The following is a 26,379-nucleotide window of genomic DNA, read 5'->3' on the forward strand; positions in this document are numbered from 1 at the left end:
TACATCTAAAAGATTTTTTACGCCCTCCTAACTGATAGTAAAGTAACTCGGTCAATAACCTAAAAATAGAATAGGCAACCGCCCCACAAGGGTTGGCTGCCTATTTTTGTTGTTATTCCTTCTAGCCTCGGATAATCCAAACGGTCCGCTTTCTATAAGCTCGAACGATAATACCCTGTTACAAATACCCTGTCAGCTTTTTCAGGATTTGCGCTTGCTCGGCCGTCAACTTCCTGCCGCTCAGAACGTTTATCTCAATAGCGAAAGCGTGAAGTATGCCTTCCTTTATTTTCATTTTGCCACGCTTCTCCGCTTCTTGCGCCAGCATCAATTGCTTGCAGAGACCTTCCGCTACCAGCCGGTCTGAGCCCAGGAATTGACGGATGAGTGCGCACATGCCTTCATAAGTGACATCGATCCGGTACGTAAAGACCGCCGCAGATGTATTGCCAGCCCGGTCCGCAGCTGCAGCAGCGATTTCATGATTGCCTGGCTCCAACGTGTAGGCTGGTACCCCTAAGAGCGGTTCCGAGCATGGATTCACAGTCAATCCGGATAAAACATCCGAAGCCATGCAGCTGATATAAACCGCTTGCTGGACGGTATACACAGGCTGGCCGGAGAATTGAACAACGGGTGCCGTCTTGTCGATCCTAACATCAAAAGTCCTGGTTGCTTCCGATAAACTTGAAAAGTTAGTGGCGGCATACGTAACTGAAGTGACCCCCTCTGTCGTGATAGGGAAATGAACCTTATTTCCCTGTACGGTCGTTTTGACGATTGGCTGCGCGCCCTCGGCAGCATACGTGATGTTATACGCGCCGCTTGCCTGAACCGTTACCTCAGCATCATGGTTAACCCAGCCGAATTCATTAGGCTGGGGATCCATGCTGACAGTTGAAACCGGCAGGTAGGTATCTTTCACACTCACAGCGAAGTCATCGTAGTAGGCCGACGAAATGTTGTAACGGCTCGTCACAGCAATGAGACTTGCGCTAACCGCCCCCACTGGCGCTTTGCCTTGAAGCGTCACCTTCTGCCATTGCGCTAACCGGGATTCGTCGAGATGGATCTCAAGGGTTGAGATTGTTGCGTTGTTTTTGTCAAAGAAGCGGAACATGAAGCCTGGTTGGCCCGATTCAATGTAAAGGTTCATGCTCGCTTTGTATTCCTCGCCCTGGTTTACTGGGATCTTCGCGCTCTGCAACGCAACGGATGCCGTTCTTAATTTGTCGGTAATTTTCAAGCTCTTCGTTCCGGAGAAGTGCTGAGCATCACTAATTTCATAGCGGTAATCGGCAGCGGTTGCGAACAGCGAGGTCCATCCGGGAATCGTGCTGCCGCTCACTTGCTCCTCAAATCCGGCATTGCGTACAGCAATAGGAAGGCCTGGCGGCGGCTCCACATATTCACCGTCTACCTCAATCCGGTACAGATTCGTATTCGTCGCTTGATCCGTGAAGTACAAGTTGCCGTCCATACCTAAATCGAACCTGGATGTGTCTGCAAGCGTGCGAAATTCCAGTGTCTCCGGGTCGATCACCGTCAGCTTATTATTAAACAGGACATAGAGCAGACCGTCTTCGGACCAGCGAAGCGGATGATGAGCCCATTGGCTGAAATTGAGGCTAGGATAAATCTTCTTGCTCTTGACAACAGTGTACGTCACCGGATCAATCGCAAATATATACTCATAGGAGGCTCCCCATATGAGGCCGTCGGGCCCTGCCGAGAGATCTCCAATGAAAATCGGCTTTGCTAATCCGGGAACTCGCAGCGGAAACTCGGCGATTTTTTGTTCGGAGGCGACGTCCCACACGAAAATCTTCGCTTCCTCCGCCGTAGGCTCTGAACCAAGACCTCCGCGAATAGTCGTGGAGCCGAATATTTTGCCGTTCAAGTACGCTGTGCTGAGCAAACTTTGATTCTCCACGACATTGCGGTGTACATCGGTTTCCCCGGTAGCCGGGTCATAGACCGTCAGTGAACCGCCCAGCGTACCGTAACCTGAAATCGTGGATATGAACAGCTTACCCTCTGCGCTCGTCATATTCACCAGACGTTCCTGATCGTTCCCAAGCACGGCTAAGCGCTTGGGATTCGTTTCACTCGGTTCGGCGGTCAAATCATACTCATACAACCCGCCCTCCGGGTAAACCCCCATATACACTTTATTTCCTATGGGGTAAACACTGTCCGCCTGGCCGATACTAAAGGGCTTCGCCGTGTTATTCGTCAAATTCACAAGCGAAGAACGTGCCTGAGAGCCTGTCGTTATCAGCTGTGTCGGGGAAACCGCCGCTATTCGGTTTACGACACCCGGGAGACCTGGAATTACCGGAGGCTTCAGAATGACTTGCTTCGTCTCGATATTCATAAACGTGACACCGCCGTCGTACCGTACGGTGACCAATGTTTTGCCTGGCAGCTCAGGGTTCGGGAATTCAGCCCAATCCGCGCCGCGCAAGCCGGTTGTGTACTCCATTCCTGACAGCTCCACTTCGTGGGTGGCGAGATCGAATGTTTTCAGCTTTTTGTCGGACATATAGTAAAGTTTACCGCCTACCGAATCCGTGGCATGCAGCCCTGTCACATTCTCCAGCTCCAGATCCAGCCAGGAGGAGGTTTGCGTATCGTAGATATACGCTTCTCCTGGTATGCCGCTGCCGTCTGTATACCTTGCAAACAAATAGCGGTCGTCGATCGTATCCAAATCATAGACGGTATCGTTCTTCACTGTGAGGGATGCGGCAATATCCGTCTTTTCCCCGGTCGCCAAGTTCACACGAACAATCTGCTTATGGGCCGTTCCGGCATAAATATTGCCGCCTTGATAGGCGATGGAGCGAACGTACTCCTGATCGGTTGCGCCGATGACTCTGCCATAATCTTTCGTCAGCTTCGTACCAGGATCATACTGATACACCTTGCCTCCGGGAAAAGTACCTACATAGACACGGCCTTGCTCATCCGTGGTGATGCTGTTGGGCACAGATTGCCCATCGAACTGGGCCACCTGTACAGGCGTATGGGTCACTGGCGAGTAGCCCCACAATCGGGCTCCACCGCCGTCAGCGGCAAGAAACAGGGTGCCATCAGGAGCGACAGTGTGCGCCCATGAACTTTCCGAAGGTGCGAGCGGAATGCTTCTAAGCAGCTTATAATCCTCGAGATCGATGACGTTAAGATGTCCCGGCTTTCCTTTGCTCGTGGCATACAGCACATAACGCCCCTCTTCCTTCCCGACTGTTCCGTTAAAAACAGCCACTGTATAATTGTTCGGGATGAGCAGCTCCTCCGGGCTCCCGTACGTTTTTTGCGACAAGCGGCTGCCTTCCGCCGAAGCAGCTCCTGTTCCCCAGCTCGCCAATGCGATGAGACAGCACATCATAAGGATAAGAACTCGAAACCTTGCGTTTATCATGACATAGCCTCCTTAAATTCTTTACATGTTTTTAAACACACAGGAATTTGTAAGCGCTTTCAACGCGTACAAGCATAATCCGTGCTCCTTACCTCTCGTTCACCGTAATCAGATTCACAGGCTTATTTGCCGTAAGTCAAAATTGTCCCCATCCTGTCAGCATGCTGTGCGTATCCCTGATAGGCTTCCGCCGCCCGTTCTATCGGGTACTTGTCTGAGATAAGTCCTTGGAGCGAAATCCTCTTCTCCGCAAGCAATCTCATATATTCGCCGATGTTCCGGCCTTCCGTCCAGCGGACGAAGCCGATCGGGTAGTCTTTATTTTCCAATTCATACTGGACATCGTATCTGCCTGGGCCGCCTGCTCTGGATATCAGCACCTGTGCTTCCTTGCCAAACATAAGCCCTCTTGAAAATTCAGTTGATAAATCCCCGACGATAACAATTTTCCCTTTATCCCGTATCAAACGAAGAGCGCTGTTGATTAGTTCCTCTCCAGGCCCTCCCGCACATAAAATGATGCTGTCGGCGCCATGACCATCCGTCAACGCAGCTAACTGCTCTTCCAGTTTTTCCTGACTGTCATAAGCGTCTTCAACTCCACGCTGCCGTAGCAGCTCTGCCCGGTGAGCAAGGATATCGAAGCCCGCAACGCGGAAGGCTGCCGCCGATGCGATTTGGGCGATCAGCTGCCCAAGAATGCCCAGCCCCACGACGACGGCGGATTCTCCAAACCGCAGATCAGCCGTGCGGAGCGCATGAATGGCGATGGCGCCTAGCCCTGCAAAGGCCGCTTCTTCCGGTTGGACATCTGAAGGGACTGCTGCCGTCAGGTTCGTCGGAACCGTCAGCCATTCCGCATGCCGGACATACGGCGCCCCGTAGCAGGCTACACGCTGGCCAACCTGTAGGTGATGTACATATTCGCCCAGCTCCTCAATCACACCAACAGCGCTATACCCTAATAATCCCATCTTTTCGGACGCACGGCGAATGAAGGTCATTTCCGTTCCTGGACTAATGGCGGAATATTCCGTACGTATCTTCACATGCCCTGCGGGAAGTGGACCAGCCTCCAGCTCTGTAATAAGAATGTTCCCTTTTAAAGCCGCAACAGCTTTCACCTTGCTTCTCCTCATTTCCTTCAGCATTCAACCAACCGGCTTCTTGCGAAACTCGCTCGGCGAGATGCCATAATATTTCTTAAAGGTGGTGGTGAATGTGGAGGCATTCAGGTACCCTGTCTTCTCCCCGATTTCGGCCACACTCAACTCGCTATGCTTGAGAAACTCTCTGGCATGCGACAACCTTACCTTGTTCAGATAATCCACATAACCGACACCGAAAGCTTTCTTGAAATAGTTAGAAAAATACTTCGGACTCGTATTCAGCACTTCGGCCATATGATCGAGATACAAGTTCTCCATGTAGTGCAGCTCAATGTACTGGGTAATAAACTCCGGATTCAGCTTGCTTTTTCCTTCTTGAAGCCGTTTGCTGCCGATCCATTCAACGACTGCTTGCAGAGCGTCCGTGATATCCCTGTAGCTATAAGCGTTATCTACCTGCAGGCAAAACGCCATTTCCAGTTGGAAACTCTCCTTGCTGCCGACATGCGAAGTCTCTGCATGTTTCATTAGGTAGTAAAAAATGCTTTTCGCAATATGCGCAAACTGGTGATGGTGAATGCCACGCTCTGTATTTTCGTGAACAATGTCCTGCAAAATGTGCTTGGCATCCTCCGTTTTACCGCTCAGCAGCGTATTCGACAGCTTCTCAATTTTCTCAAATGGAAAGTGAATATGGGATACGTACCGGATTGACTCCAAATCGACGACCGCTCGCTCCGAATTGATGTTCCGGTATATCCGGGCTTTCTGAATATCCTGATAAGCCTCCTGGCAATTGGTCATCTTGGAATCATACAGCTTGCTGACGCTCGCCCAGAGAGCGAGCCCCTGCAGCTCTTCCTTGGCCGCCCGTCTCGTCAAGTTTTCTAGGCATTCGATGACCGCTTTGCGGGCCGAAGGCTGACGAATCGCTACGAGTGCCACAAATTGCAAATGTCCCGTGTAGAAGACTATGGCAGGACCCGCTTCACGGAGCTGATCTTCCAGCATTCCTGCAATATCAGCTACAGGCATACCTGGCTGCGAATCGCCGTCTGAGGGAATCTTAAACTGGATCGCAGTCATCACAAATTGTCTTTCAGGAAAAAAGAAAGCATAGTTCTTCTGCAGCTGCATTTCTAGCTCTCGGGAATATGCGTAACCATCCAGCATCTGCAAGAAAATGCCTCTGCGGAGCTCCTTATCCGCAAAATCCATCTGCGTTCTCAGCGATTCATTCTCCGCTTGCACCTTGACGATACCGCTGTAAATTTTACGGAAATCGTTCCCCTTCACATGGCCTCCGCCAAGTAGTTTCAAAATGTCTTTCACCGGGCGATACAAGTAGACGCTGAGTAGCGCGGACAGCAGAACCGCACTGATGATCGCAGAAATCATGATCATATGATTGGCTGTTTCCACGGAGCCGATATTTTGAAACTGATAAGGAACTTTGTTGATATAAATGAAATCGTTATAATCCGACTTATAGAAGTTATACTCGAAATCTTTGCGGGTCAGGGTCGCTTCTTTGGCAGGATTAAAATAAACCTCATCCAAGATGTCACTAGGATCTTGCGTTTGATCGGTGCTGAGTACAACATTTCGATTGGCGTCGAGCACGACAAGGGATGCGCCAGGGATCATTGATTTGAGATCGATTTGTTTGAGCAACCTTTCCGCATTGAGCAGAACCATCACATTCTTATTGGACAGTCGGACTTTGTTGCCGTCCATCACCGTCATCAGCTGCTGGGTTCTGCGGGTTAAGCCGTCGGTCGAGACTGCGAAATCCGCAATGGGGAACACCGTCAGAGCATGCTTGGAATCGGAAAACATTCTCCAATAATTAGCACTATAGGTGTCATGCTTATACTTTTTATCAAAAAGGACGCTGAAATCGCTTGTTCCCTTGGAAGTAACGGCCAAGTCAAGGCTATCGTAAAATACAATCACATCTTCAACATAATCGATTGATGAGGCAAGCCTGGAAATATGTTCTTGCAGCGTGTAGGCCTTGGACATATCCATGCTCTTATCTTCCGACTCTAGATCGTACGGCAGCCCGTGTACGGTAAAGATCAGATTGTTGACTGCAGCGAAGGAGCTGTCAAACGACTGGATAATATTTTTAATAACAAGCCGGTTGTTCTGGGTCACTTTATCATAAATGCCGGAAATGGAGTTTTTATAGACGATATAGTTGGATACAAACATGATTACGATGACTAACAGCAATGCGAAAAAAATTTGCAGAAGTCCCCTGCTCGCCATTAAACGATGGATAGGCGTCACCTTATCACCTCTTACGATGTTATCCAACTAATATTCCACATTCGTCCCTTCAACCCTTTTCCGAACCGAGCATCACCCCTTTGGCAAAATATTTTTGGGCAAACGGATAAATAAGCAGAACAGGAATCATGGAGAGTACAATCGTCGCATTTTTCATCGCTTGCGGAGCAAGCGCAGCCCGATCGACAAGCCCGGCATCATTCTCAGCGTTGTAGATGAGCATATCTCTCAGAACAACCTGCAGCGGATACATCTCCTTGTCGCTCAAATAAATCATCGGGATGAAGAAGCTGTTCCAATGTCCCATGAAATAAAACAGCCCGATCGAGGCAAGCGCCGGCTTGGAGAGCGGAATGACAATGGAGAACAAAATGCGATAATCAGATGCCCCGTCGATGAGTGCAGCTTCGCGAATTTGACTGGACATGTTCTCATAGAAGCTTTTCAAAATGATAAGCTCCATGGTCCATATCGCATTCGGAATCACAAGCGCCCACACCGTATCTAGAAGCCCAAGCTGCTGCACGACCATATACGTCGGTATGATCCCCGCATTAAAGAACATCGTAATGATGATCATCAGCATAAACCACTTCCGGCCGAAAAACGTGCGCTGGGAAAGCGGATAAGCCGCAACCGCAGTGAAAAGTAAATTAATGAACGTACCGAGCGCTGTATAGTACACGGAATTGAGATAAGCTCTCGGGATTTTATCGTTCTTCAGTACTTCCTTATAGGCATCGAAATTGAACCCTTTCGGAAACAAGAACACTTTGCCCTGTACGACAGCCGATGTATCACTTAAGGAGACGGCCAGCATATACAGCACCGGATAGAGTGTCGCCACGGCTACACCAGAAAGGAGAAGCGCATTCAGAATGGTGAACCAAGTTATTTTGCGGTTTCCTACCATAACCCGTTCCCTCCGATCCTTTTGCTTAAATAGTTGGCTCCCAGCAGCATAATCATCGCAACCAAAGCTTCGAACATCCCAACCGCAGATGCGTAGCTGTAGTTCGATTCCAGCAAGCCCTTCCTATACACATAGGTGGAGAAGACGTCCCCTACCTCGTAAGTCATCGGGTTGTACAGCAGCAATACTTTTTCATAGCCGATCCGAATCATGGAACCTGTTTTCAAAATAAACATGACCAGCAGGGTAGGCAGCAGCCCTGGAAGCGTGATATGGCGCATCATGCCGAATCTGGTTGCTCCATCGACTTTCGCCGCCTCATACAGTGTCGGGTTAATACCGGCTATTGCTGCCAAATAGATGATCGCTTCATATCCGATCTTCTCCCAAATATCCGAGATGACATAGATCGGGCGAAACCAACCCGGATCAATCAGAAAATATTTCTTTGGAAATCCTAGAGCCGCCAGAAATTGATTAAACAGCCCGTTATTCGGAGACAAAAAATCAATAATCATGGAAGAGATGATGACAACGGATAGAAAGGCCGGCAGATAACTCAACGTTTGAACAGATTTCTTGAACCACTGCACTCTTACTTCGTTTAGCAAAATAGCAAGCAGAATGGGAAACGGAAATCCGAAAACAAGTGTGTAAATCCCTAGCAAAAACGTGTTTCTAAACAACATCCAGAAATCTTGATTCGTGAAAAATTGAATAAAATACTTGATTCCCACCCAATCGCTGCCCCATATTCCGGTGAACACGCTATAGTCCTTGAAGGCAATAATTAAACCGTACAGCGGACCGTATCGGAACAGAATATAGAACAGCAAACATGGCGCAAAAAGGATCAGCAGCTGTCTGTCCCGCTTCATGTGCCGAAAGACATCGGCAATCCTTGCCTTCAGCGGCTTCTTGGAGCGTGCCGGAGCTCCCGTCCCTACGATTGGTTGTTGCACAATAACTTCCCTCCAATCCGGATAAGTAGCGCCCTTCGGCCTTGCGGCGTTATCTTTCGAGGGCGCCTTCCCGGTTATCCGTGTTTCGTCTTATTTAGCTGCGTCATACCGCTTCTGCGCATCGTTATAGACTTTCATATAGGCATCCAGACCTTTTTTGGCAATGTTTTTCTTCCATTCTTCCCATTGCTCGCTGCCGTACTTTTTATCCAAAACATACTTGGCGTTAAACTCTTCGGCTGCTTTCTGCAGCGTCGTTTGCAGCTCAGCCAGCGTGGAAATCTCGGCATCGGTGAAATTCAGAATCGGATCAGCCGCTTCCCGTTTATTTCCTTTGAGAATTTTATCCTGAGCCTCTTGTTCTTTCTCCGAGAATTTGTAGTACACGCTGCGGCGGTCCGGCCGGAGATACGCGCTTTCAAGCCACATCGCGTAGCGGTCCTCCAGCACACTGATATCCACGAGCGGCAGATCCTTTAATTCCGGGTACACAGGAATGCCGTCTTTGCCCCATTCGAAGTTAACCCCTTCCACACCCACCGTCATCAATTCACTGCCGGAAGGGCTGGTCAAATAATCCAGCAGCTTCAAAGCCACTTCTTTGTTCTTGTTATTCGCCACTGTCACGCTGAAATCGGATACCTTCGGCAGCGTTCTGACGTTGCCCGTCGGTCCAATCGGATTCGCATACCGCAGATTGTAGTCAGCATTCTTCGATTTAATTTGGTTATAGAACAAATCCAATCTGCCGATCCAATCCCATGTCACGAACGATTTGTCCGTTGTCATCTTCGTTGTCCAAGAATCCTGCGTATCCGTCAGAAATTCAGGATCGATCAGCCCTTCATTGTAAAGCTTCTTCATGAAATCGAGCATTTCTTTATGTTCTGGTTGAATGCTGGCGTACTTCCAGGTTTTATCCTTCTCATCGTAGTAAGCCGGATAGCTCTCGCTGCCGAGCCCCCAACCATAGGACCAATCTTTAAAAATATTGACAAGTCCTTTAGACGCGTAAGGGTACGAGTTCGGATACGCTTCCTTTAGTTTTTTGAGCGCTTGATAAAACTCATCTGTATTCGTCCACTCTTTTACACCGAGCTTGTCGAAAATATCCTTTCGATACATAAAACCATGATTGACGTCCCGGTTCAAATTATAGATGGGCCATGTGTAGAGCTTTCCGTTTTCATCGCCGTAGGATTTCACAACCCAGCTGTTTTCTTCCAGGTACAGCTTTTTGAAATTCGGCAGCATATCTGCATAATCGTTAATCGCGACTACCCCTTTTTGCTTCCCGATCTTCTTTAACTCTGCCGGTTTCAACCCGTCGAAAATGTCCGGCAGCTTTCCTGACGCAACGATGACTTTCAGCTTATCCTGATACGTTTGAGGTGAATATGTCTGAAATTCTACTTTGATGCCTGTTCGTTTTAAAATTTCCTGGACAACCAACTTATCTTCTTTAATATTGGTGGAATTACTCGGCAGCATCCAGGTTACCGTAGTTGGTTCATTGACGAGGGGTAACTTCAAACCTCCCGTATCGCCATACTGCTTGGTTGCCGCAGCTGGTGTGCCTGTTGGTGTGCTCGATGCCTGGGTTGGACTTGTCTCATTCTTGACGCCTGCATTCCCGCTGCAGGCAGCCAGAACGGAAGTCATCATGGCGATTCCCGCTACTGCGCTGATCAGCTTCTTTGTCATTTTCGTTCCTCCCTTTATAGCTTGCGTGTTCCATTTTTATAATAAAAGCGCTTTCTACATCCGTAAATAACATGATTTCCATACACTTGTTTTTTTCACTTACGCACGTAAAAAATACCGAGAAACCTTGTCAGATCAAGGCTTCTCAGCATGTAGATAATGCTAAAGGAGTAGAAAATCGTAAAAATGCAATGACAGAAATAATAATGTTCCCGGCTGTATAAATAATTATAAACGGCAGTAACATGCACTTTTTGTGGTGAAATTATATCTTTAGGCAAATCACTTAACACTATTGTTAAAATGTGCTAATATTGTTAATAAGGCGGTGGTTAATAAAGTGCAACAAATCTCTGATTATCTTTTTATGAGTTCTATAATTTTGCTTATATTAACTTTACTTTTTAAAGGCGTAGGCTCTAAGGGTTCTTCTAATTCAATTGGAAATATAGATTTAGCCATGCATGAAAACCATGGTAATGATTTAAAAAGTCAGGACTCGATTTTCAAAAGTATATTTAAATCAGTTTTCGTATGGATTTCAATTTTAGGAATACTTGTTTCAATTCTCTTGTCGAAATTATAAATCCCTACCTAAAAACGACAAAAAAGGCGCTGGTAACAGAAGCGTCTTTTTGTTCGTTAATTAGTTTATTTGTAATAGTATTATAAAACTATATACTCCTTTTATAATAATTTTTCAAAAACCGTATTGAGCTATCGCTCTTAGTTAGCATATTGATATCGTTCGTTCAGAATCAAATAACGCCAAATTTAGTTAGGGCATGGTATATGCCATCTTCACTTGCTCTTTTGGTAACGAAATCTGCCTTTTGTTTTAGACGTTCCTCACCATTGCCCATGGCAATACCGAGGCCAACGAACTCTAACATATCTAAATCATTACCACCATCACCGAAAGCGATAGAATTGCTAACGGCAATGTTGTAATAATCTAGTACTTTTTTGATTGCTTCCGATTTAGATACCACTTGTTTTTCAAGAATGTTTATTACATAACTATGGAAACGTACAAACCGCAGTTGCGGGAAATTATCAATAAATTTCTGAGCTTCACTCTCATCAGCGTACAAACACATACAGTAAATCTCTTCTGAAAGTGCGTCTAACTTTTGGGGATAATGCCTAAGACCAAGGGTCTCTAGTAGTGCACTTCTAACACGATTTTCTTCTACTCCAATTCCGTTCATTGAAATCAAATCTGTAAAATACGAAAGACAATGTCCATTAAGCTCGGCAAAACTTGATAGTTCACGAATAGTTTTTACAGAAATCCCTGACTTATAAATAACATTATTTTTTTCTTTAATAAGTGCTCCATTTGCTGATATTAAAGTATCAATGCCGAGTGCAATTAGTTCTTCGCACAAACTGTGTGGTCTCCCCGTTGCAACAACGACCTTAATACCTTTTTCACAAAGCCTTGTTATAGCCAATTTTGTGCTTTCAGGTATGCTTCTATCCACTTCACTTAATATGGTCCCGTCAACATCAAAAAACACTATCTCATACATGGCTAAAATCCCCCTATATTAAAAACATCTAACTCTAATATACGTTAGTAACCCATAGAGTTCCATGCTTAACTGACTTATCTTGCCCGCAAGTAAAGTCAGGCTGCCTATTGCTGCCGGCAGCCTCCTCTAATATCTATTGAGCTTTAGTAGAACACCTTGTACGGCACGGCTATTTCTCCAACTCATAGCGGGCCGCGATAATGCCCGACTTGAGCGTTCGGCTGGACAGCAGCTTGAGCCTGATTTTCTCACCATCGCCGTGGAATGCCGATTTTCCGCCGCCCAAGATGACCGGACAAATCGTCAGTTGGAATTCGTCGATCAGGCCGAGCTCAAGCAACGTCTTCGCCGCCCCCGGACTACCGAAGATAACGAGATTTTTGCCAGGCTGCTCCTTGAGCCGTTGTACGGAATCCAATCGAGTCCTCCGTTCGAATCCGACGCATACCCGTCCATCGACACATGCATGAACAATACGAGTTTTCTCATGTTTGCTTCTCCTCCGATTTCGAATTTAGTTGTTCGATTTTATGGCATTAAGCCCGTATTTCGTTTTGCTCTTAGGTTCACTATAAATCATTACGTTACATAAGGGGCAAGTGGAAGTTTAGTAGTAAAAAAAGAGACCCGCAGCATGGGCTGGGGGTCTAAGGTTTATTTGTTTTATTCCAGTTGAAATCCGATTCGATGCTGACCAACTTCAGCCCCTAAGCTATTGCGAATTTCATCTGGACACAACTTACGGAGACGCGCAATTGTAGTCTCATCCTGATAGCCAATTTGAGTAAGAATGGCGGCCACGACATACGCCCACTTATCTTCACTTCCATCTGCAACCTTTATAGCAAAAGCCAATCTCTCTCGTTTCAGAGCAAAACAATAGATGCCTTTGGCTCCGCCTTTCGCAACAATATTAGCGTCATTCAACAACGCTGGACAGATGAGCCCTGTTCCAGATACCCAATCCGGACAGCCATTCATTGCTGCGGTCAAGTCCCGCACAGCAGCGGATGTGGCTGTATCCTTAATCAGCTCGGGATGTGCGAGCTTCAGAAACGCTTGCGCCGCATGGTACAAGGGCATCGCATAGACAGGAAGTCCGCAGCCGTCTATACCAAGCTGTATGCGATCGTCCTGAAGGCCTGCCATTTCGCCTATGATCGCTCGAATCTCCTGCTGCAGCGGATGGTCATCCTTTTCATATCCATGAAGCGCGTATTCTTCTGCCTGACATACGGCAAGCATGCCTATGTGCTTCCCTGAACAGTTATGATAGAGCTTCCTTTCCAGATGACCATCATGAAGCATTCGATAATGGCTTGCCGTATGCAGGGGAAAGGATGCCCCGCAAACCAATAGCCCTTCATGCAAACCAAGCTTAACGAGCAACTTTTCTAAAGTATTCACATGAAACGACTGACCTCGATGCGAGGCTGTTAGAATAGCCTGTTCCTCCAAGGTTAGATCATATTTCGTATGAAGCTGTCTGCGAAAAAAGGGAATCGCCTGGAAAGGCTTTGCAGCCGATCGTAAATACGTGACATGATGGGGATCGCCTACCTGATATCGGATAATACCCTGCAGGTCGATCCCAACCACATGTCCCCAAAATTCGCATTCCACTAATTGTCCACGCCATTCTTCCACAAGCAATGCTGCATTCGTCATAAGTAGTTTCGTACCTCTCTATGCCTCATGCCATAACCGCCTTGCATTGTCCATCGCGATCTTCGAAGCTGCCCTGCATTCCTCCATACCTTCAAATTCAATGGTAAGAGAACCGTTGTATCCCGAATCCTTAATGAGCTTCATGATTCGACGCATGTCGATATCTCCTTGACCGACGATCGCGCCTCTTAAATAGTTGCCATTCGCGGTTGTAAACCAAGCACCTTCGCCGGGATGCTCATCGTACGGTCTGAAGTAAAAATCCTTTACATGGATCAGTGAAGCATAGGGCAAATTTTTACGCACACCGATAAGCGGCTGTTCATCTACACACATGAAATTGCCGATATCGAGTGTCGTCTTAAAGTTAGGGCGATTAACCTCCGTTAGAACACGTTGTACACGATCACTTGCCTGTACGCTGAAGCCGTGGTTTTCAATGGTCGTGGTGATCCCGTACTGCGCCGCATAATCGGCAATGAGACGACTTCCTCTTACCATCGCGTGTAAATTCGCTTCGAACCATTGAATCGTCATCTTGTCAGTCGGTAAGGTAAAAGCTGTTACATCATGCCGCATATGTGTCATACCTAGCATATTCACCAAATCAACATGTTGCTTGACTCTTACTATCTCTGCTTCGAAAGCCTCTTCCGACTCCTGGACAAAGTTAGCCGGCATCGAATAATTGGATAGTTCAATGCCAACTTCCTTAGCTTTAGATCGGACTGCGGCTGCTAGCTCGGGCTGGTCAATCAGTGTAAAACCGTAGGGGACGATTTCCATATGTTCGCCGCCTTGATCTGAAATCCACTGAATGACGTCTAGGACTGTCATTTCCCCTGTTTTTAATGCACCCAGTAAGCTATATGTGCTAAGACCGATTTTCAACGCTTATTCACCTCTGCCTCTTATTCGATTTCCAGCGCGATCACCGTATCCATATCGTCTGGTAGTTCGGCGCCGGTCAAATGAATGAAAGCCCCGCTTTCAGTATCCGAATAATGTTCTGCCATCCATGGTGTGGAAACCTTTAGTTCTGAGCCGTCTGCGAGGAGCCTCGCCTTCTTGATTTTCCCTTTAAGCCCCTGGAAATAAATCGGTCCGATGCCTCGATCAAATACGTGGGCATATAGCATATTCCCGTTCTGTGTATAGCGTCCCCATTCAGGCTTCGGTAGTGAAGAAGCTCCACAGCCATAAATACTTTCCCCATTACGCCGCATCCATTCACCAACCGAGGACAAAATTCGAGTGGACTCCGCTGGAATTTCTCCTCTTGCATCTGGTCCGACATTTAGAAGCATATTGCCATTCTTACTGACGCATTCGACTAAAGCACGAACGACCTGTTTCGGTGATTTGTAGGCATAATCCTTCGCATGATAGCCCCAATTGTCGTTGAGTGTAATACAGGCCTCCCAGGGTACATGTAATCCGTTTTCGTCAACAATCCCGCCGGGAGGAACGATTTGCTCAGGAGAATAAAAGTCGCCGGCGTAAACTTCCGGTTCCGACTTTTTAATATCTCCACCGAGCCGATTATCAATAATAATGTCTGGTTGCAGCGAGCGAATCAGGTTTACCAGCTCCGTTGCCCTCCACTTCTCACCTGTCATATCATCGTAGGAGAAGTCAAACCACATTATATCTATTTTACCATAATTTGTTATTAACTCTTTCACTTGTGCATGTAAATAATCCACATAACGCTCGAATTGGATGGACCGGTTTGCATAAGCTTCATTGTCTCTCATCGGATGAATGCGATCCCCATAGGCGGGATAATCATCGTGATGCCAATCAATCAGTGAATAATAAAAGCCGACCTTCAATCCTTCATCGCGAAAGGCTTCTACATATTCCTTGATCAAATCTCGCTGCGCAGGTGTGTTCGTCGCTTTGTAGTCCGTAAACTCGCTGTCAAATAAACAGAAGCCATCATGATGCTTCGTCGTTAGGACAGCATATTGCTGCCCTGCCGCTTTCGCTGCCCTGGCCCAAGCCCGCGGGTCATAGCGGTCCGGTCGAAACTCTCGGAAGTACGGTTCGTACGCCTCATTACTCAGTTTCTCGACACTTCGGACCCACTCCCCCCTAGCGGGGATTGCATACAATCCCCAGTGAATAAACATGCCGAACCTTGCTTCTCGGAACCAATCTGTTCGTTCCCAACGCTTGTTCATGTTTTCCCTCCATTTTGGCGAATCGATATCTGCCATCACTTTTTATACACTTTATCGTAAGCATCCTGATAGATTTTGATAAATTGATCCATGCCGGAATCTTTAAGACCTTTCACATAAGCATCCCAATCTTTGTCAATGCTTTTGGCTCCCATGATGAACTGCAGCATAGACTGTTTGACGTAATCGGTAATAATTGGCTTCAATTGCTTCACTTGATTAGCCTGATCGTTCGTTAAGAAAATATCCGTCGGGAACTCTTCTTTCGGTTGGTGTCCCTCATATAATTCTTTGGTAGCCTTGTACAGACGGGTTTCCAAACCATCCATCGTATAGATGTCTTGGCTTGCTGCATAGGCAGTTTCTCGATATTCGGAGGAACGAAGTCCTGGTCCCATTTGATTCCAATGGTCGTTCTGCACCTGACCTACACCATAAGTCGTTTCTTTCACCTTGAACTTAGCAGCGGTTCCGCGTGTGTTCTTATCATTCGCATCCGCTTTCACCCAGTTGCGGCCTTCTTCCCCGAAGTTGGACAATGTCGTGCCCTCATCCGAGTAGAGATAATCCGCTAGACGAATTGCGGCTTCCGGATTTTTATTTTTATTCGTCACGGCAAACACCGAGTTTCCAATGCCAATGTAGTGAGCCGCGAACGATGCACCATCTGGACCCGTAAGTGGCGCAATTGGATCATAGTCTTTGTGGCGCGTTGCCGTTGGTGAGGCATCTGTGAATTCGCCGAACCAGCCTGCAGGAATCGCACCAGCTATCGCAACACCAGGACTATTCCCTTTTTGGGAAAGCGCATCCGATTTCTGCGTAAAGGCTTCCTTATCAATCAAACCTTCCGCATACAGTTTGTTTAAGAATTGCAGACCTTTTTTGAAGCCTGGTTGGTCGACCGAAGTTGCCAACTTGCCGCTATTAATCATGAAATAATTGTTGTCCGCATTGAAATACACGAACGCATTCATGACGAAAGACTCAATATCCGTATGCCAACCCGTTGGTGAGCCCGTGAACGCAATTTCGTCTGCTTTACCATTCCCATTCGGATCCTTTTCCTTAAACGCTTTTAACATGTTATAGAAATCGTCGGTCGTCTTCGGTGCGCTAAGGCCCAGTTTTTGCAACCATTTCGTATTCACCCACATTTTTCCAGAAAACTGACAGTGGTAGCACTCATTCACGGAAGGTATCGCATAAATGTTGCCATCCGGCGCTGTAATCGCCTTCTGTAAGTACGGAATATCTGTGAACGCTTTCTTAATATTCGGCGCGTATTGATCAATCAACTTGTTTAAAGGGAGAAGGACGCCTTGTTGACCGTATAACAACTGCTCCTCTTTCGTTAAATTACCTTGCATGAAAATATCGGGATAGTCGCCACTTGCTAACAACAACTGCTTTTTCTCATTCAATGCCGCTGTTTCTCCAGGCACTAGCTGCCAGTTCAAATGAATATTCGTCTTACCTTCCAAATATTTGGTGAACCAATTCGTATTCAAATCGGCAATATTCGCAGATTGGGGCGCGAAGGCACTCATAGTAATTTTATTTTTAGCAATCGGAAAGCCAGTTGTGCTAACGTCTTTTCCGCCATCGGAGCTTGCAGTCCCTGTTGGACTAGCACTACCTTGTGGATCATCAGACGTGCAGCCCACTACAGGCAAAGTTATAAATAAAATCAGGACCGCCGATAACCAAGTTTTTCTGGTTCCTTTTTTTACCATGCGTAAACCCTCCTTGTTTTTCCTAGCTATTCAAATTCCATGTGGACACAACCTTAACCAGTCTCCCGGCATCCCTCCCCTCATTATGTACCTGATTTCAACCTTTCAGTGAACCAATCAAAAGTCCTTTCACAAAATGCTTTTGTACAAACGGATATAACATGAGAACAGGCGCGCTCGCCACGACGATCAGTGAATATTTAAGCAGTTCTTTTAACCCTTGCCGATCCGCAAGTTCTTTGACATCCTTAATCATCGTTGGATCAATGGAATTCAAGATCAGAATATTTCGTAAAATAAGCTGCAACGGATACAATTTAGCCGATTTCAAGAAAATTAATGCTTCAAAATAAGAGTTCCAATAACCAATGGCATACATAAGCACGAGAACGGCAATGATCGGTTTAGACAACGGAATGACAATGCGGAGTAGAAACTTAAAATCGCTGCATCCATCTAAATGTGCTGCCTCCGTTAATTCCGAAGGAATTGAGGTTTGAAAAAACGTCCTAGCAAGAATGACCTGCCATACCGAAATGGCGCCTGGAATAATCATTGCCCATCTCGTGTCGAGCAACCCCATTCCTTTAACAGTTAAATAGTAGGGAATTAATCCTCCGTTGAACAGCATTGTAAAAATAAACAGTGCGGTGATGACGTTGCGTCCATAAAAATTTTTGCGCGAAAGCGGGTAAGCCGCTGTTATCGTCAACATCACGCTAAGCAGTGTCCCGAAGAATAGATAGAACAAAGAATTCCCGTAGCCCGTCAGGATTTGCGGATTCTGAAATACGGCTTTGTACCCTCGAAGGGTTGGCTCGACTGGGAACAACCACACCTTGCCTGAGATCACAGCTGACGAGGAGCTGAACGATGAACTAACGATATAAATGAGCGGGTATGCCACAATGATTAAGCAAATAATCAGAAATATATAGACAAAGAACAAATACATTCTGTCGACACTATTTTCGAGAATACGTGTAGGTGCCTTTCTCGCTTTGAGCAGCACGGTTTGCTCGGAATTCACCATCTCATTTACCTCCTACCACAAGCTTGTCTCCGAATTTTTCCTTGCCACATAGTTGACCACAATGAGCAGTAATAAATTGACAACCGAATTAAAAAGTCCGACAGCTGCTGAGAAACTGAAGTTCGCTCCAACCAAGCCCATTTTGTAAACATACGTAGATATGACCTCAGACGCTCCAACATTAATTGCATTTTGCATCAAGTACACCTTTTCGAATCCAACGTTCATGATTTGGCCAGCATTCAGAATAAGTAAGATAACCGCCGTTGGCATGAGGCTGGGTAAGTCGATATTTATCATCCGTTGAAACCGTGATGCACCGTCTACTTTCGCCGCCTCATACAAATGCGGGTCTACCCCTGCCAGAGCGGCAATGTAAATGACCGAGGCATATCCTGTAAACTGCCAGACATCGGAAAGAACATAAACGGTTTTGAAATAAGCCGGCTTTGACATGATATTTTCCGCTGGAAATCCGAATTTATCCGCTAATAGATGAACGAAGCCTAACTGAGGAGAAAGGAACAGCATAATGATCGAAACCATGATAACCGTAGAAATAAAATAAGGAGCGAATGTGACTAACTGTACCGTCCTTTTAAAAATCCCGTTTTTTAGTTCATTCAATGCAAGTGCAAGTATGATCGGTGCCGGAAAGCCAACAAGTAGTGAGTAAAGGCTGAGGAGCGCCGTATTTTTGATTACCCTCCAAAAAATGGGTAGATGGAAAAAGTCCACAAAGTGCTTGAAACCAATCCAATCACTACCCCATATGCCTTTCGTGACCATAAAGTTTTTAAACGCGATTTGAACGCCAACCATCGGTATGTATTTAAAAATGATCAAATAAATAAGCGACGGCAGAATAATCAGATAGAGTTGCCAGTTTTTCTTTACCATTTTAAGTGCTATACTCATGGTACTCCCCCTCGATGCAATGACTATCCGCTTGAAATTAAGCGCTTACAAATTCAATAATAACGGAGCACGGCTCAAAATTATAGTGATCATTTTTAAGCAGGTAGTGTCCGTTTATAAGGTGGTGTGATCCGTGAAATTGAAGCCTGCTTTCAGCTATCAGAACTTGTCGATTGTAAAAAAAATGGCAATAGGCTACATCTTCATCATCTTTATTCCGATTATTTCATTCGGTCTGTTCCTTTATAACCAGAACTACAATAGCTTTCTCGAAGAATACGCGCAAGGCAGACAAAAAATTGTCAATCAAGTCCTTAATAACGTCAATGTAAGTACGGTACAGATCGAATCTGCGTATCAGTTATTTCAAAATAATTCGAACACGATTGCCTATTTAAGCGGGAACTACCGGAGCGATTTTGAACAAGTTTCCAATTTTTTAACTTACATCAGACCTTTGTTTTCTTATATTTTGTCATCTAATCAAATGATTGATGGGATGACGATCTACATGGAGCAGCAAAACGGTATGATTTTCCGACCCGAAATGGCAAGGATGGACGAGTTCAAGTTGGATGAGAGCATTAAGAAGCTTCCGCTAGGTATAGGTAAATGGATAACGTTTACGAGTGACTCCAATCAAGACATCAATCTTCATTATTTTCATAAAATTGGAAATCGGAATTTTGAGCAAGACATCGGACTTCTCGATATCAAGGTGACTTCTAATTTCATAAAACCATTATTGGAATCGCTTAATTTAAACAGCAAAAGTAATCTTTATGTACTTGATCAGGATAATCAGATTATTTCTCATATTCAAAAAATTCCCTTATCCAAAGATTCAGAGATGGCCTTATTGGACCAAGCTTTCCAACCTAATGCCAAATACGCGTATCACACGTTTAATGGAAATAAAATGCTGATTGAATCCTTCTATTCTAACAGCTTGAAACTGCAGTTTGTAATGATGGAGCAAGTAGACACCGTCTTTATTGGGATCAAAAAAAATAAGTATATTCTCGTATTGATTGTCGCTCTCCTATTACTGCTTCTTTCCGGTATCTACTATCTGATCGCCAGTTCGATAACGAAGCGCATTTTGAAGCTTTCCAAGCATATGCGGCAAGTTGACGAAAACCATTTCCCTATCTATCGCGGGGAAATTAATAAAGACGAAGTCGGACATCTGACTTCCTCTTATAATGCGATGATCAGGCGCATGGATGAGTTGGTTAATACCGTCCATCGTTCGGAAATGCTGCGAAAGGAATCGGCCTATCTCATGATGCAGGCACAAATCAAGCCTCATTTTCTATACAATACACTGGAATCGATTCGCATGATCGCAGAAGCCAACGATGACCCTGAAGCAGCTGAGATGTCTTATACGCTTGGTAAGCTATTCCGCTACAGTCTATCTGGAACAAAAAATGAGACTTCGCTCCGAGAAGAAGTGGACAATGTCAAAGACTATATTAAAATTCAGCAAATTAGATTGGCTAACCGCCTCAAAGTAACGTTTGAGATCGAAGCTGTTATCGATAATTTTCAATGTCCCCACTATATGCTTCAGCCGATCATTGAAAATAGTATTGTTCACGGGATTGCGAATGTAAGAAAACAAGGATCACTTTCGATCCGGATTTGGGAAGATTCTACTTTCATGTTCATTAGCGTTGTTGATACGGGCATTGGGATTGAGGAAGAACGCCTTATACTCCTCCAAGGCGTGTTAAACGGCACCATGGATGTCCATCGTTTGCAGAAAAGTGGCGGAGGTCTCGGAATTATGAATGTAAACGAACGTGTGAAAATGTTTTTTGGGGATCGTTCCGGTATTCAACTAGAGAGTAAGCTTCATGAAGGGACGGTATGTTTACTTAAGTTAGCTAAGGGGGCAACATCATGAAGCTGATGGTAGTCGATGATGAACCAATCATCTTAAATGGTATTATCCGTATGATTGAGAAAGCGCATACACCATTTATCGAGATCATCGGCGCTAATGACGGCGTTGATGCCATGCATAAACTAGCGACTTTTCAACCTGATTTGATTCTTACGGATATTCATATGCCTGAAATGGATGGACTCACTCTGATAAAGGAAATACTATCTTTGAACCTTTGCAATAAGTTCGTTATCTTAACTGGCTATGGAGATTTTGCTTATGCCAGACAAGCGCTTCGCTATCAAGTCATCGACTATTTGTTGAAACCGATTAATAAGGAAGAACTCATGAACGTACTTGAGCGAATCGGGAGAACCATTCAGAATGAACAAAAGCAAATCATCGAGCATGACCTACTTCTGCTCAAAGAACATATCCTTTTCAATACGCAATTTGATGACTTGCCGTTTAAACCTGAACAGTTGCAATCTCTGATTCCTCATCCTTATACTACGATAATTGTGATCCAAGCAACCGATCATATACCGCTTTTGACAACCGAAAGCCTCTCAAGTATGGGTACCCATCTAGCACGTATTTTCCAGAAATTGTACACATTCCAATCTCGCTTCTTGCAGCAAATTATCATACTTACGAATAGTGTGCACCTCCCCACCAATGAAGATCTACAGCTTGCATGTGGCGAGTTGTTCGCTACCGAGAAAAAGCAAGGCAGCGGATTATGCATTGGGGTTAGCATACGGAAGAATGATAATGAGCGTATACGTGATCTGTATATTGAGGCTATGGCTGCGATGTTATTCAATCGATACTTCTCCTCCAGCACCATAACCCTCTATAAACCGGAGTCGGCATACATACATCAAAACTTTGATAAACTTGTACAATACATTGAACGTTCAATTGACGAACAGCTTACAATAGAGCAGATTGAGAAGGATGTACAATCCATACTTCCTCATTTCCCAGGCAATACTGAAAGTAATAACAAGCTTCGCGAGCAGTTTCTTATCTGTGTTAGTGTTTACTTGCAAAGTGTTGGCTTAACGCCTGAAGCCATCTGGGGTGAACATGCAGCATCCAAGCTTTTTTTATCGAACAACACGTTACATGCAGATATCCATATCTCGGAGATCATTGCACAGCTTATTCAATATATTCGCACCTCAAACCACCACCAACCGAACATTCATACAATTGATAAAATCGTCGCTTTCGTGGAACAAAATTACAAACTGGATTTATCGCTCGATGCGGTTGCCGATCATGTGCAAATGCACCCTAATTACATCAGCATGTTATTCCGGAAAGAGATGGGACTGACCTTCCTTCATTACTTGCATACCTATCGAATTACCAAAGCAAAACAAATTATGCATGAGAATCCCGATTGGCCGATCAACACGATTGCAGAGCAAGCTGGTTATGAAAACCCACGGCAATTTTTCAAAGTATTTAAAAAATTCGAGAACATTACCCCTGGACAATTCAGACTGGAAAATTCCTCTTTTTGAAGTTCCACACAACGGGACAGATCACTAATGGATCTATCCCGTTCTTATCATCCAATTAAACTATTTATTATTCAAGATAATTTTCTTAGTTCGCATCTGCTTTCCAGTTCTTTTGTAGCTTACGAATATAACAGATTTGACCAATGTGATAGGCATTATGAGTTGAGACGTTTCCGATTATTTCCCACCACTTGGCAGCCACTGGGAAACCTAATACATCACTTTCGACTTTTTCTTCAGTAAGTAGATCTTGCCATTTTAAAAGCACATCTAATAGTCGTTCTTTTAAATCTGTGAATTTTTGATCTTCGGGAATCATAAAACTTCTATTATTATTTCCTATGGAAGGCACAGCATTGACATGAGATTTTTGGTACCTGGTTTGCCAAGTCTCATTCCAATACAGTAAATGCTGCACAATTTCAGCGATACTATTACTATCCTCACTAGGTTTCCAAAACGCTACTTCCTCTGACAAATTATCAACTGCATCAGAAAAAGGTAGGTACCAACTAGGGTCATTAGCATTTGCTAACAACTGATTAGATAAAATATCTTTTACATGAAACATACTTTTCACACTCCTTATGAAAGTTAAGCGGCAGCCGGTACTTTTTCAAGCATTAGCGTTTACTCACCGTGCCCTTAGGGCTGTTCTGTCTCTTTAAGCAGACGGTCCAATGCGTAAGCCGCTATAGCCCCTACAATATATCGGGCCAAATCTGCATATAGGAATCCTTTTCCAAGTATTAGCCCGCCAAATAGAGTGTCTCGTAAGTTGATTATCCATTGTGCTTGGTACAATTGGCTGCATTCGATTACAAAGCAGAACCCAAGACTAATCAGCAGGGCTTTCATAGTTAGCATTCGGATGAATAGTGCACGAACGCCGAAATAAATCATAGCCGCCCAGAGAGCATCACCGAAATGTTTCACCACAAAATCGGGCAGCGCGGAAGTATTCATCCTCGAACCGATCCCAAGCATTATGCATACCAATACGGCTAGAAGGTACTTCACTCTTGTTCTCACAAATTCCCTTCCAATTCAAAAGATTTTTATACAACTCTAAAATGACATGTTTAATTGAAGTTACTGTCTCCAAAAAACAACAAGATATATTAGTAATACCATCATACACCAATCAATTTTCTCTTTGTACCACTCCGTACGAGAGCTGCCATTGTAGTGGCCCATGCCATGCTAAGAATCGCTTATTATTTGCTCAAGAACATGATCATATAAAATAAAAAAGCCGCGTTTTTCGCGACTTTTAATGAGATAATGTTCTTGTCACCCGACATCTGACTAAATGCAACCCATAATCAATTATTTATTGGGTATTGTCGCCTATAGTAATCTGACTGATTCGACATTCAAAGCTACTAGTAAGCGGACTGCAAGCATATACACCCACACTCAACACCTTAGCATCCATATGAAGATGCGCCATTCTCATTTGTAACCAATGCTGCCCATCGAAGGAGTACTCAATTAGAAAATCTTTTCCTTTTTTGTTTATCCGATAATACATCACTGTATTGCTGGAAGAAATATCGGTCGACGCCCAATCCGAATATCCCATGTTGGTAACGACCGAACCCAACCTGCTAAAATCCGAGTTCTCGAACTCGGTGGACACCTTGATCCAATTCTCTTCATTCAACCTTACTAGAAGACCACACTGATCATAGGTGCTTTTTGGAGTAAACTCAAAATAGGCAGTCAATGAAAAATCATTTTCCACTTTCGTCAGAAAGCTGTGTCCGTTATCCTTTTGAAACGCATAGGCGGTTCTTTGCCAAAAATCGGTATTGGGTTTCGTTTGAATCGTTAAGGTTTTATCGGAATCGTACGTGTACGATTGAGGTTCATTCAACCAATAAAACGGATGTAAGTTCGTACTACCTTTATGAATATTTCGCATCATCCTTCTCCGGTTTTCAAAGTATCACATTCTCCGAATCATAGTCATAAACAGGGATGATCTGATCAAACAAGCGATTAAATAACTCATGTTTCTTTTGGAATTTGTCATTGTTCTTAGGCATGAATTTGTGTTTAATGGCAACACATTGATCAACAGCTTTTTCATAACTTGGGAACAATCCATCCGAAACAGCGCCAATCATCGCAGCACCGAGGCAGGCAGCTTCTTCATTTTCAGGAATGGCAACTATATATTCGGTAATATCCGATTTCATTTGCGACCACAACTCCGAACGGGCTCCCCCACCAGTAGATATGATCATGTCTGCCTTAACTCCTACTTGTTCCAAACACTTCATATTTTTCTTTAAAAGATGAACGACACCCTCCATAATAGCCAGGGTAAAATCTAACTTATCATGCTTCAGTTTAATACCATAAAAAACTCCACTCGCATTTGCATTAAAATCCGGTGCATTGACCCCCGTAATATACGGAAGAAAAATAAGCTCGTTCGGGATTTTTTTCTTCTGGAGTTCCACATTCATTTCGCTAAAGGTGCAATCCTCAAGAAAGTTTCCCTTAAACCATTCCAAGCTTATTCCGCCGCTTTCACATACTGGAAGCAAGACATAAGTATCTTTAAAAGGTCCATAGTGATATGGAATCCGCAAATTTCCGAATACCGGTGAATGAACCATTGTTGCTATGGAAAGAACAGTCCCTGTAGATTCGCTAATGATTCCCTCTCGAATGTTGCCTGTTCCAATCATACCAGCAAAATGGTCAAGCGTTCCGACATTGACAGTCGTTTGTGGGTGCAGTCCGAGATCATCGGCCACTGCGCCGGTTATGGCGCCAATGTTCGTACAAGGCTCAATAAGCTGTGGCAGTTGGTCTACAGAAACACCACAGTATGTAATTATTTCCTCCCAATACTGCTTCTTACGGATATCGAAATAATGAGTAAAGTTATATATGGAATATTCACCATATAGCTTTCCAGTAAGACGGAATTGAATATAGTCCTTAAGCATTAAATACTTGGCAACCTGCGAAAAAATATGCGGTTCATGTTTACGAATCCAAAGCATCTTGGTAATGGGCCAAGTAGGAATAATTGCAGGCTGTCCCGTGATCTGAAAGCATGTTTCTTCATTAAAAGCGGCCGTCAGCTCTTCACATTCTTCTTTAGAACGCGTATCAAGCCATGAAATTCCTTTTCGAAGTGGCTTTCCTTCTATATCTACCATAATCAAAGACTCCGCTTGACCTGTTAGGACAATCTGATCTATATGATCGGCACCACTGTAGCTTCTTTCGCAGCATCTTCTAATGGCCGATGAAACCATCTCAAAATACTGCTCCGCATCGAACTCTACCCGATCCCCGTCACTCAGATATTTAACATTCTCCGTTTCAATAAAAAGCAGCTGAAGGCTTTTATTATAAGCAGCCACCTTAATATTAGTTGTCCCAAGATCAATGGAAATGATCCCCAATACACACACCTACTTTACATGATATTCAACATG

The 26,379-nt window shown here is 44.7% G+C and carries 20 protein-coding genes; 2 read left to right on the forward strand and 18 right to left on the reverse strand.

The features are described from left to right. Positions 1–178 precede the first annotated feature (178 nt). The 14 genes from L6I86_RS01175 to L6I86_RS01240 form a co-directional block, all read right to left on the reverse strand. A complete protein-coding gene (locus L6I86_RS01175) occupies positions 179–3,424 on the reverse strand; it encodes a hypothetical protein (protein WP_236284084.1) in 3,246 nt (1,081 codons plus the stop codon). Between the two features lie 122 nt (positions 3,425–3,546). After that, positions 3,547–4,548, reverse strand: coding sequence for a zinc-dependent alcohol dehydrogenase (locus L6I86_RS01180; RefSeq protein ID WP_236284085.1), 1,002 nt, complete (start codon positions 4,546–4,548; stop codon positions 3,547–3,549). Positions 4,549–4,575: 27 nt separating this feature from the next. Continuing rightward, a complete protein-coding gene (locus L6I86_RS01185) occupies positions 4,576–6,855 on the reverse strand; it encodes a helix-turn-helix transcriptional regulator (RefSeq protein ID WP_236284086.1) in 2,280 nt (759 codons plus the stop codon). Between the two features lie 22 nt (positions 6,856–6,877). Further along, positions 6,878–7,741, reverse strand: a complete 864-nt coding sequence (locus L6I86_RS01190; RefSeq protein ID WP_056619592.1) for a carbohydrate ABC transporter permease — start codon at positions 7,739–7,741, stop codon at positions 6,878–6,880. Continuing rightward, complete coding sequence (locus tag L6I86_RS01195) at positions 7,735–8,619, reverse strand: ABC transporter permease (protein WP_236284360.1); 885 nt, start codon at positions 8,617–8,619, stop codon at positions 7,735–7,737. Before L6I86_RS01195 ends, L6I86_RS01190 begins: the two co-directional genes overlap by 7 nt. 174 nt (positions 8,620–8,793) lie before the next feature. Then, complete coding sequence (locus L6I86_RS01200; RefSeq protein ID WP_236284087.1) at positions 8,794–10,407, reverse strand: extracellular solute-binding protein; 1,614 nt, start codon at positions 10,405–10,407, stop codon at positions 8,794–8,796. Positions 10,408–11,165: 758 nt separating this feature from the next. Beyond that, positions 11,166–11,942 carry a Cof-type HAD-IIB family hydrolase gene (locus L6I86_RS01205; protein WP_236284088.1) on the reverse strand — a complete coding sequence of 259 codons (777 nt, stop codon included), beginning with the start codon at positions 11,940–11,942 and terminating at the stop codon, positions 11,166–11,168. A gap of 172 nt (positions 11,943–12,114) precedes the next feature. Beyond that, the gene (locus tag L6I86_RS01210; RefSeq protein ID WP_338113348.1) at positions 12,115–12,459 is read right to left on the reverse strand and encodes a dihydrofolate reductase family protein; all 345 of its coding nucleotides are present in this window, start codon (positions 12,457–12,459) and stop codon (positions 12,115–12,117) included. 149 nt (positions 12,460–12,608) lie between these two features. Further along, on the reverse strand, positions 12,609–13,613 hold the full coding sequence (locus tag L6I86_RS01215; protein ID WP_236284090.1) for an asparaginase: 1,005 nt from the start codon (positions 13,611–13,613) through the stop codon (positions 12,609–12,611). Positions 13,614–13,631: 18 nt separating this feature from the next. Then, on the reverse strand, positions 13,632–14,504 hold the full coding sequence (locus L6I86_RS01220; protein ID WP_236284091.1) for a sugar phosphate isomerase/epimerase family protein: 873 nt from the start codon (positions 14,502–14,504) through the stop codon (positions 13,632–13,634). 20 nt (positions 14,505–14,524) lie between these two features. Next, positions 14,525–15,799 carry an alpha-L-fucosidase gene (locus L6I86_RS01225; protein ID WP_236284092.1) on the reverse strand — a complete coding sequence of 425 codons (1,275 nt, stop codon included), beginning with the start codon at positions 15,797–15,799 and terminating at the stop codon, positions 14,525–14,527. 35 nt (positions 15,800–15,834) lie between these two features. Then, the gene (locus L6I86_RS01230; protein WP_236284093.1) at positions 15,835–17,535 is read right to left on the reverse strand and encodes an ABC transporter substrate-binding protein; all 1,701 of its coding nucleotides are present in this window, start codon (positions 17,533–17,535) and stop codon (positions 15,835–15,837) included. 97 nt (positions 17,536–17,632) lie between these two features. After that, a complete protein-coding gene (locus L6I86_RS01235) occupies positions 17,633–18,568 on the reverse strand; it encodes a carbohydrate ABC transporter permease (protein WP_056619567.1) in 936 nt (311 codons plus the stop codon). Positions 18,569–18,580: 12 nt separating this feature from the next. Further along, positions 18,581–19,486, reverse strand: coding sequence for an ABC transporter permease (locus L6I86_RS01240; RefSeq protein WP_236284094.1), 906 nt, complete (start codon positions 19,484–19,486; stop codon positions 18,581–18,583). Between the two features lie 133 nt (positions 19,487–19,619). Between L6I86_RS01240 and L6I86_RS01245 the strand changes: the two genes are divergently transcribed. Further along, positions 19,620–21,398: a sensor histidine kinase gene (locus tag L6I86_RS01245; RefSeq protein WP_236284095.1), complete on the forward strand. Its 1,779-nt coding sequence runs from the start codon at positions 19,620–19,622 to the stop codon at positions 21,396–21,398. Further along, positions 21,395–22,915 (forward strand): response regulator, encoded by a 1,521-nt coding sequence (locus tag L6I86_RS01250; RefSeq protein ID WP_236284096.1) that lies wholly within the window; start codon positions 21,395–21,397, stop codon positions 22,913–22,915. The genes L6I86_RS01245 and L6I86_RS01250 overlap by 4 nt, the downstream gene beginning before the upstream one ends. Before the next feature lie 85 nt (positions 22,916–23,000). Here L6I86_RS01250 and L6I86_RS01255 read toward each other — a convergent pair whose 3' ends face one another. From L6I86_RS01255 to L6I86_RS01270, 4 genes are all read right to left on the reverse strand, one after another. Next, positions 23,001–23,486 carry a DinB family protein gene (locus tag L6I86_RS01255; protein ID WP_236284097.1) on the reverse strand — a complete coding sequence of 162 codons (486 nt, stop codon included), beginning with the start codon at positions 23,484–23,486 and terminating at the stop codon, positions 23,001–23,003. Positions 23,487–23,560: 74 nt separating this feature from the next. Further along, the gene (locus tag L6I86_RS01260; RefSeq protein WP_236284098.1) at positions 23,561–23,881 is read right to left on the reverse strand and encodes a ribosomal maturation YjgA family protein; all 321 of its coding nucleotides are present in this window, start codon (positions 23,879–23,881) and stop codon (positions 23,561–23,563) included. A gap of 367 nt (positions 23,882–24,248) precedes the next feature. Continuing rightward, the gene (locus L6I86_RS01265; protein WP_236284099.1) at positions 24,249–24,842 is read right to left on the reverse strand and encodes a DUF1349 domain-containing protein; all 594 of its coding nucleotides are present in this window, start codon (positions 24,840–24,842) and stop codon (positions 24,249–24,251) included. Between the two features lie 16 nt (positions 24,843–24,858). Next, complete coding sequence (locus L6I86_RS01270) at positions 24,859–26,355, reverse strand: FGGY-family carbohydrate kinase (RefSeq protein ID WP_276574784.1); 1,497 nt, start codon at positions 26,353–26,355, stop codon at positions 24,859–24,861. Positions 26,356–26,379 lie beyond the last annotated feature (24 nt).

The sequence above is a fragment of the Paenibacillus allorhizoplanae genome, from assembly GCF_927798215.1.
GTDB classification, from domain to species: Bacteria; Bacillota; Bacilli; order Paenibacillales; family NBRC-103111; genus Paenibacillus_E; species Paenibacillus_E allorhizoplanae.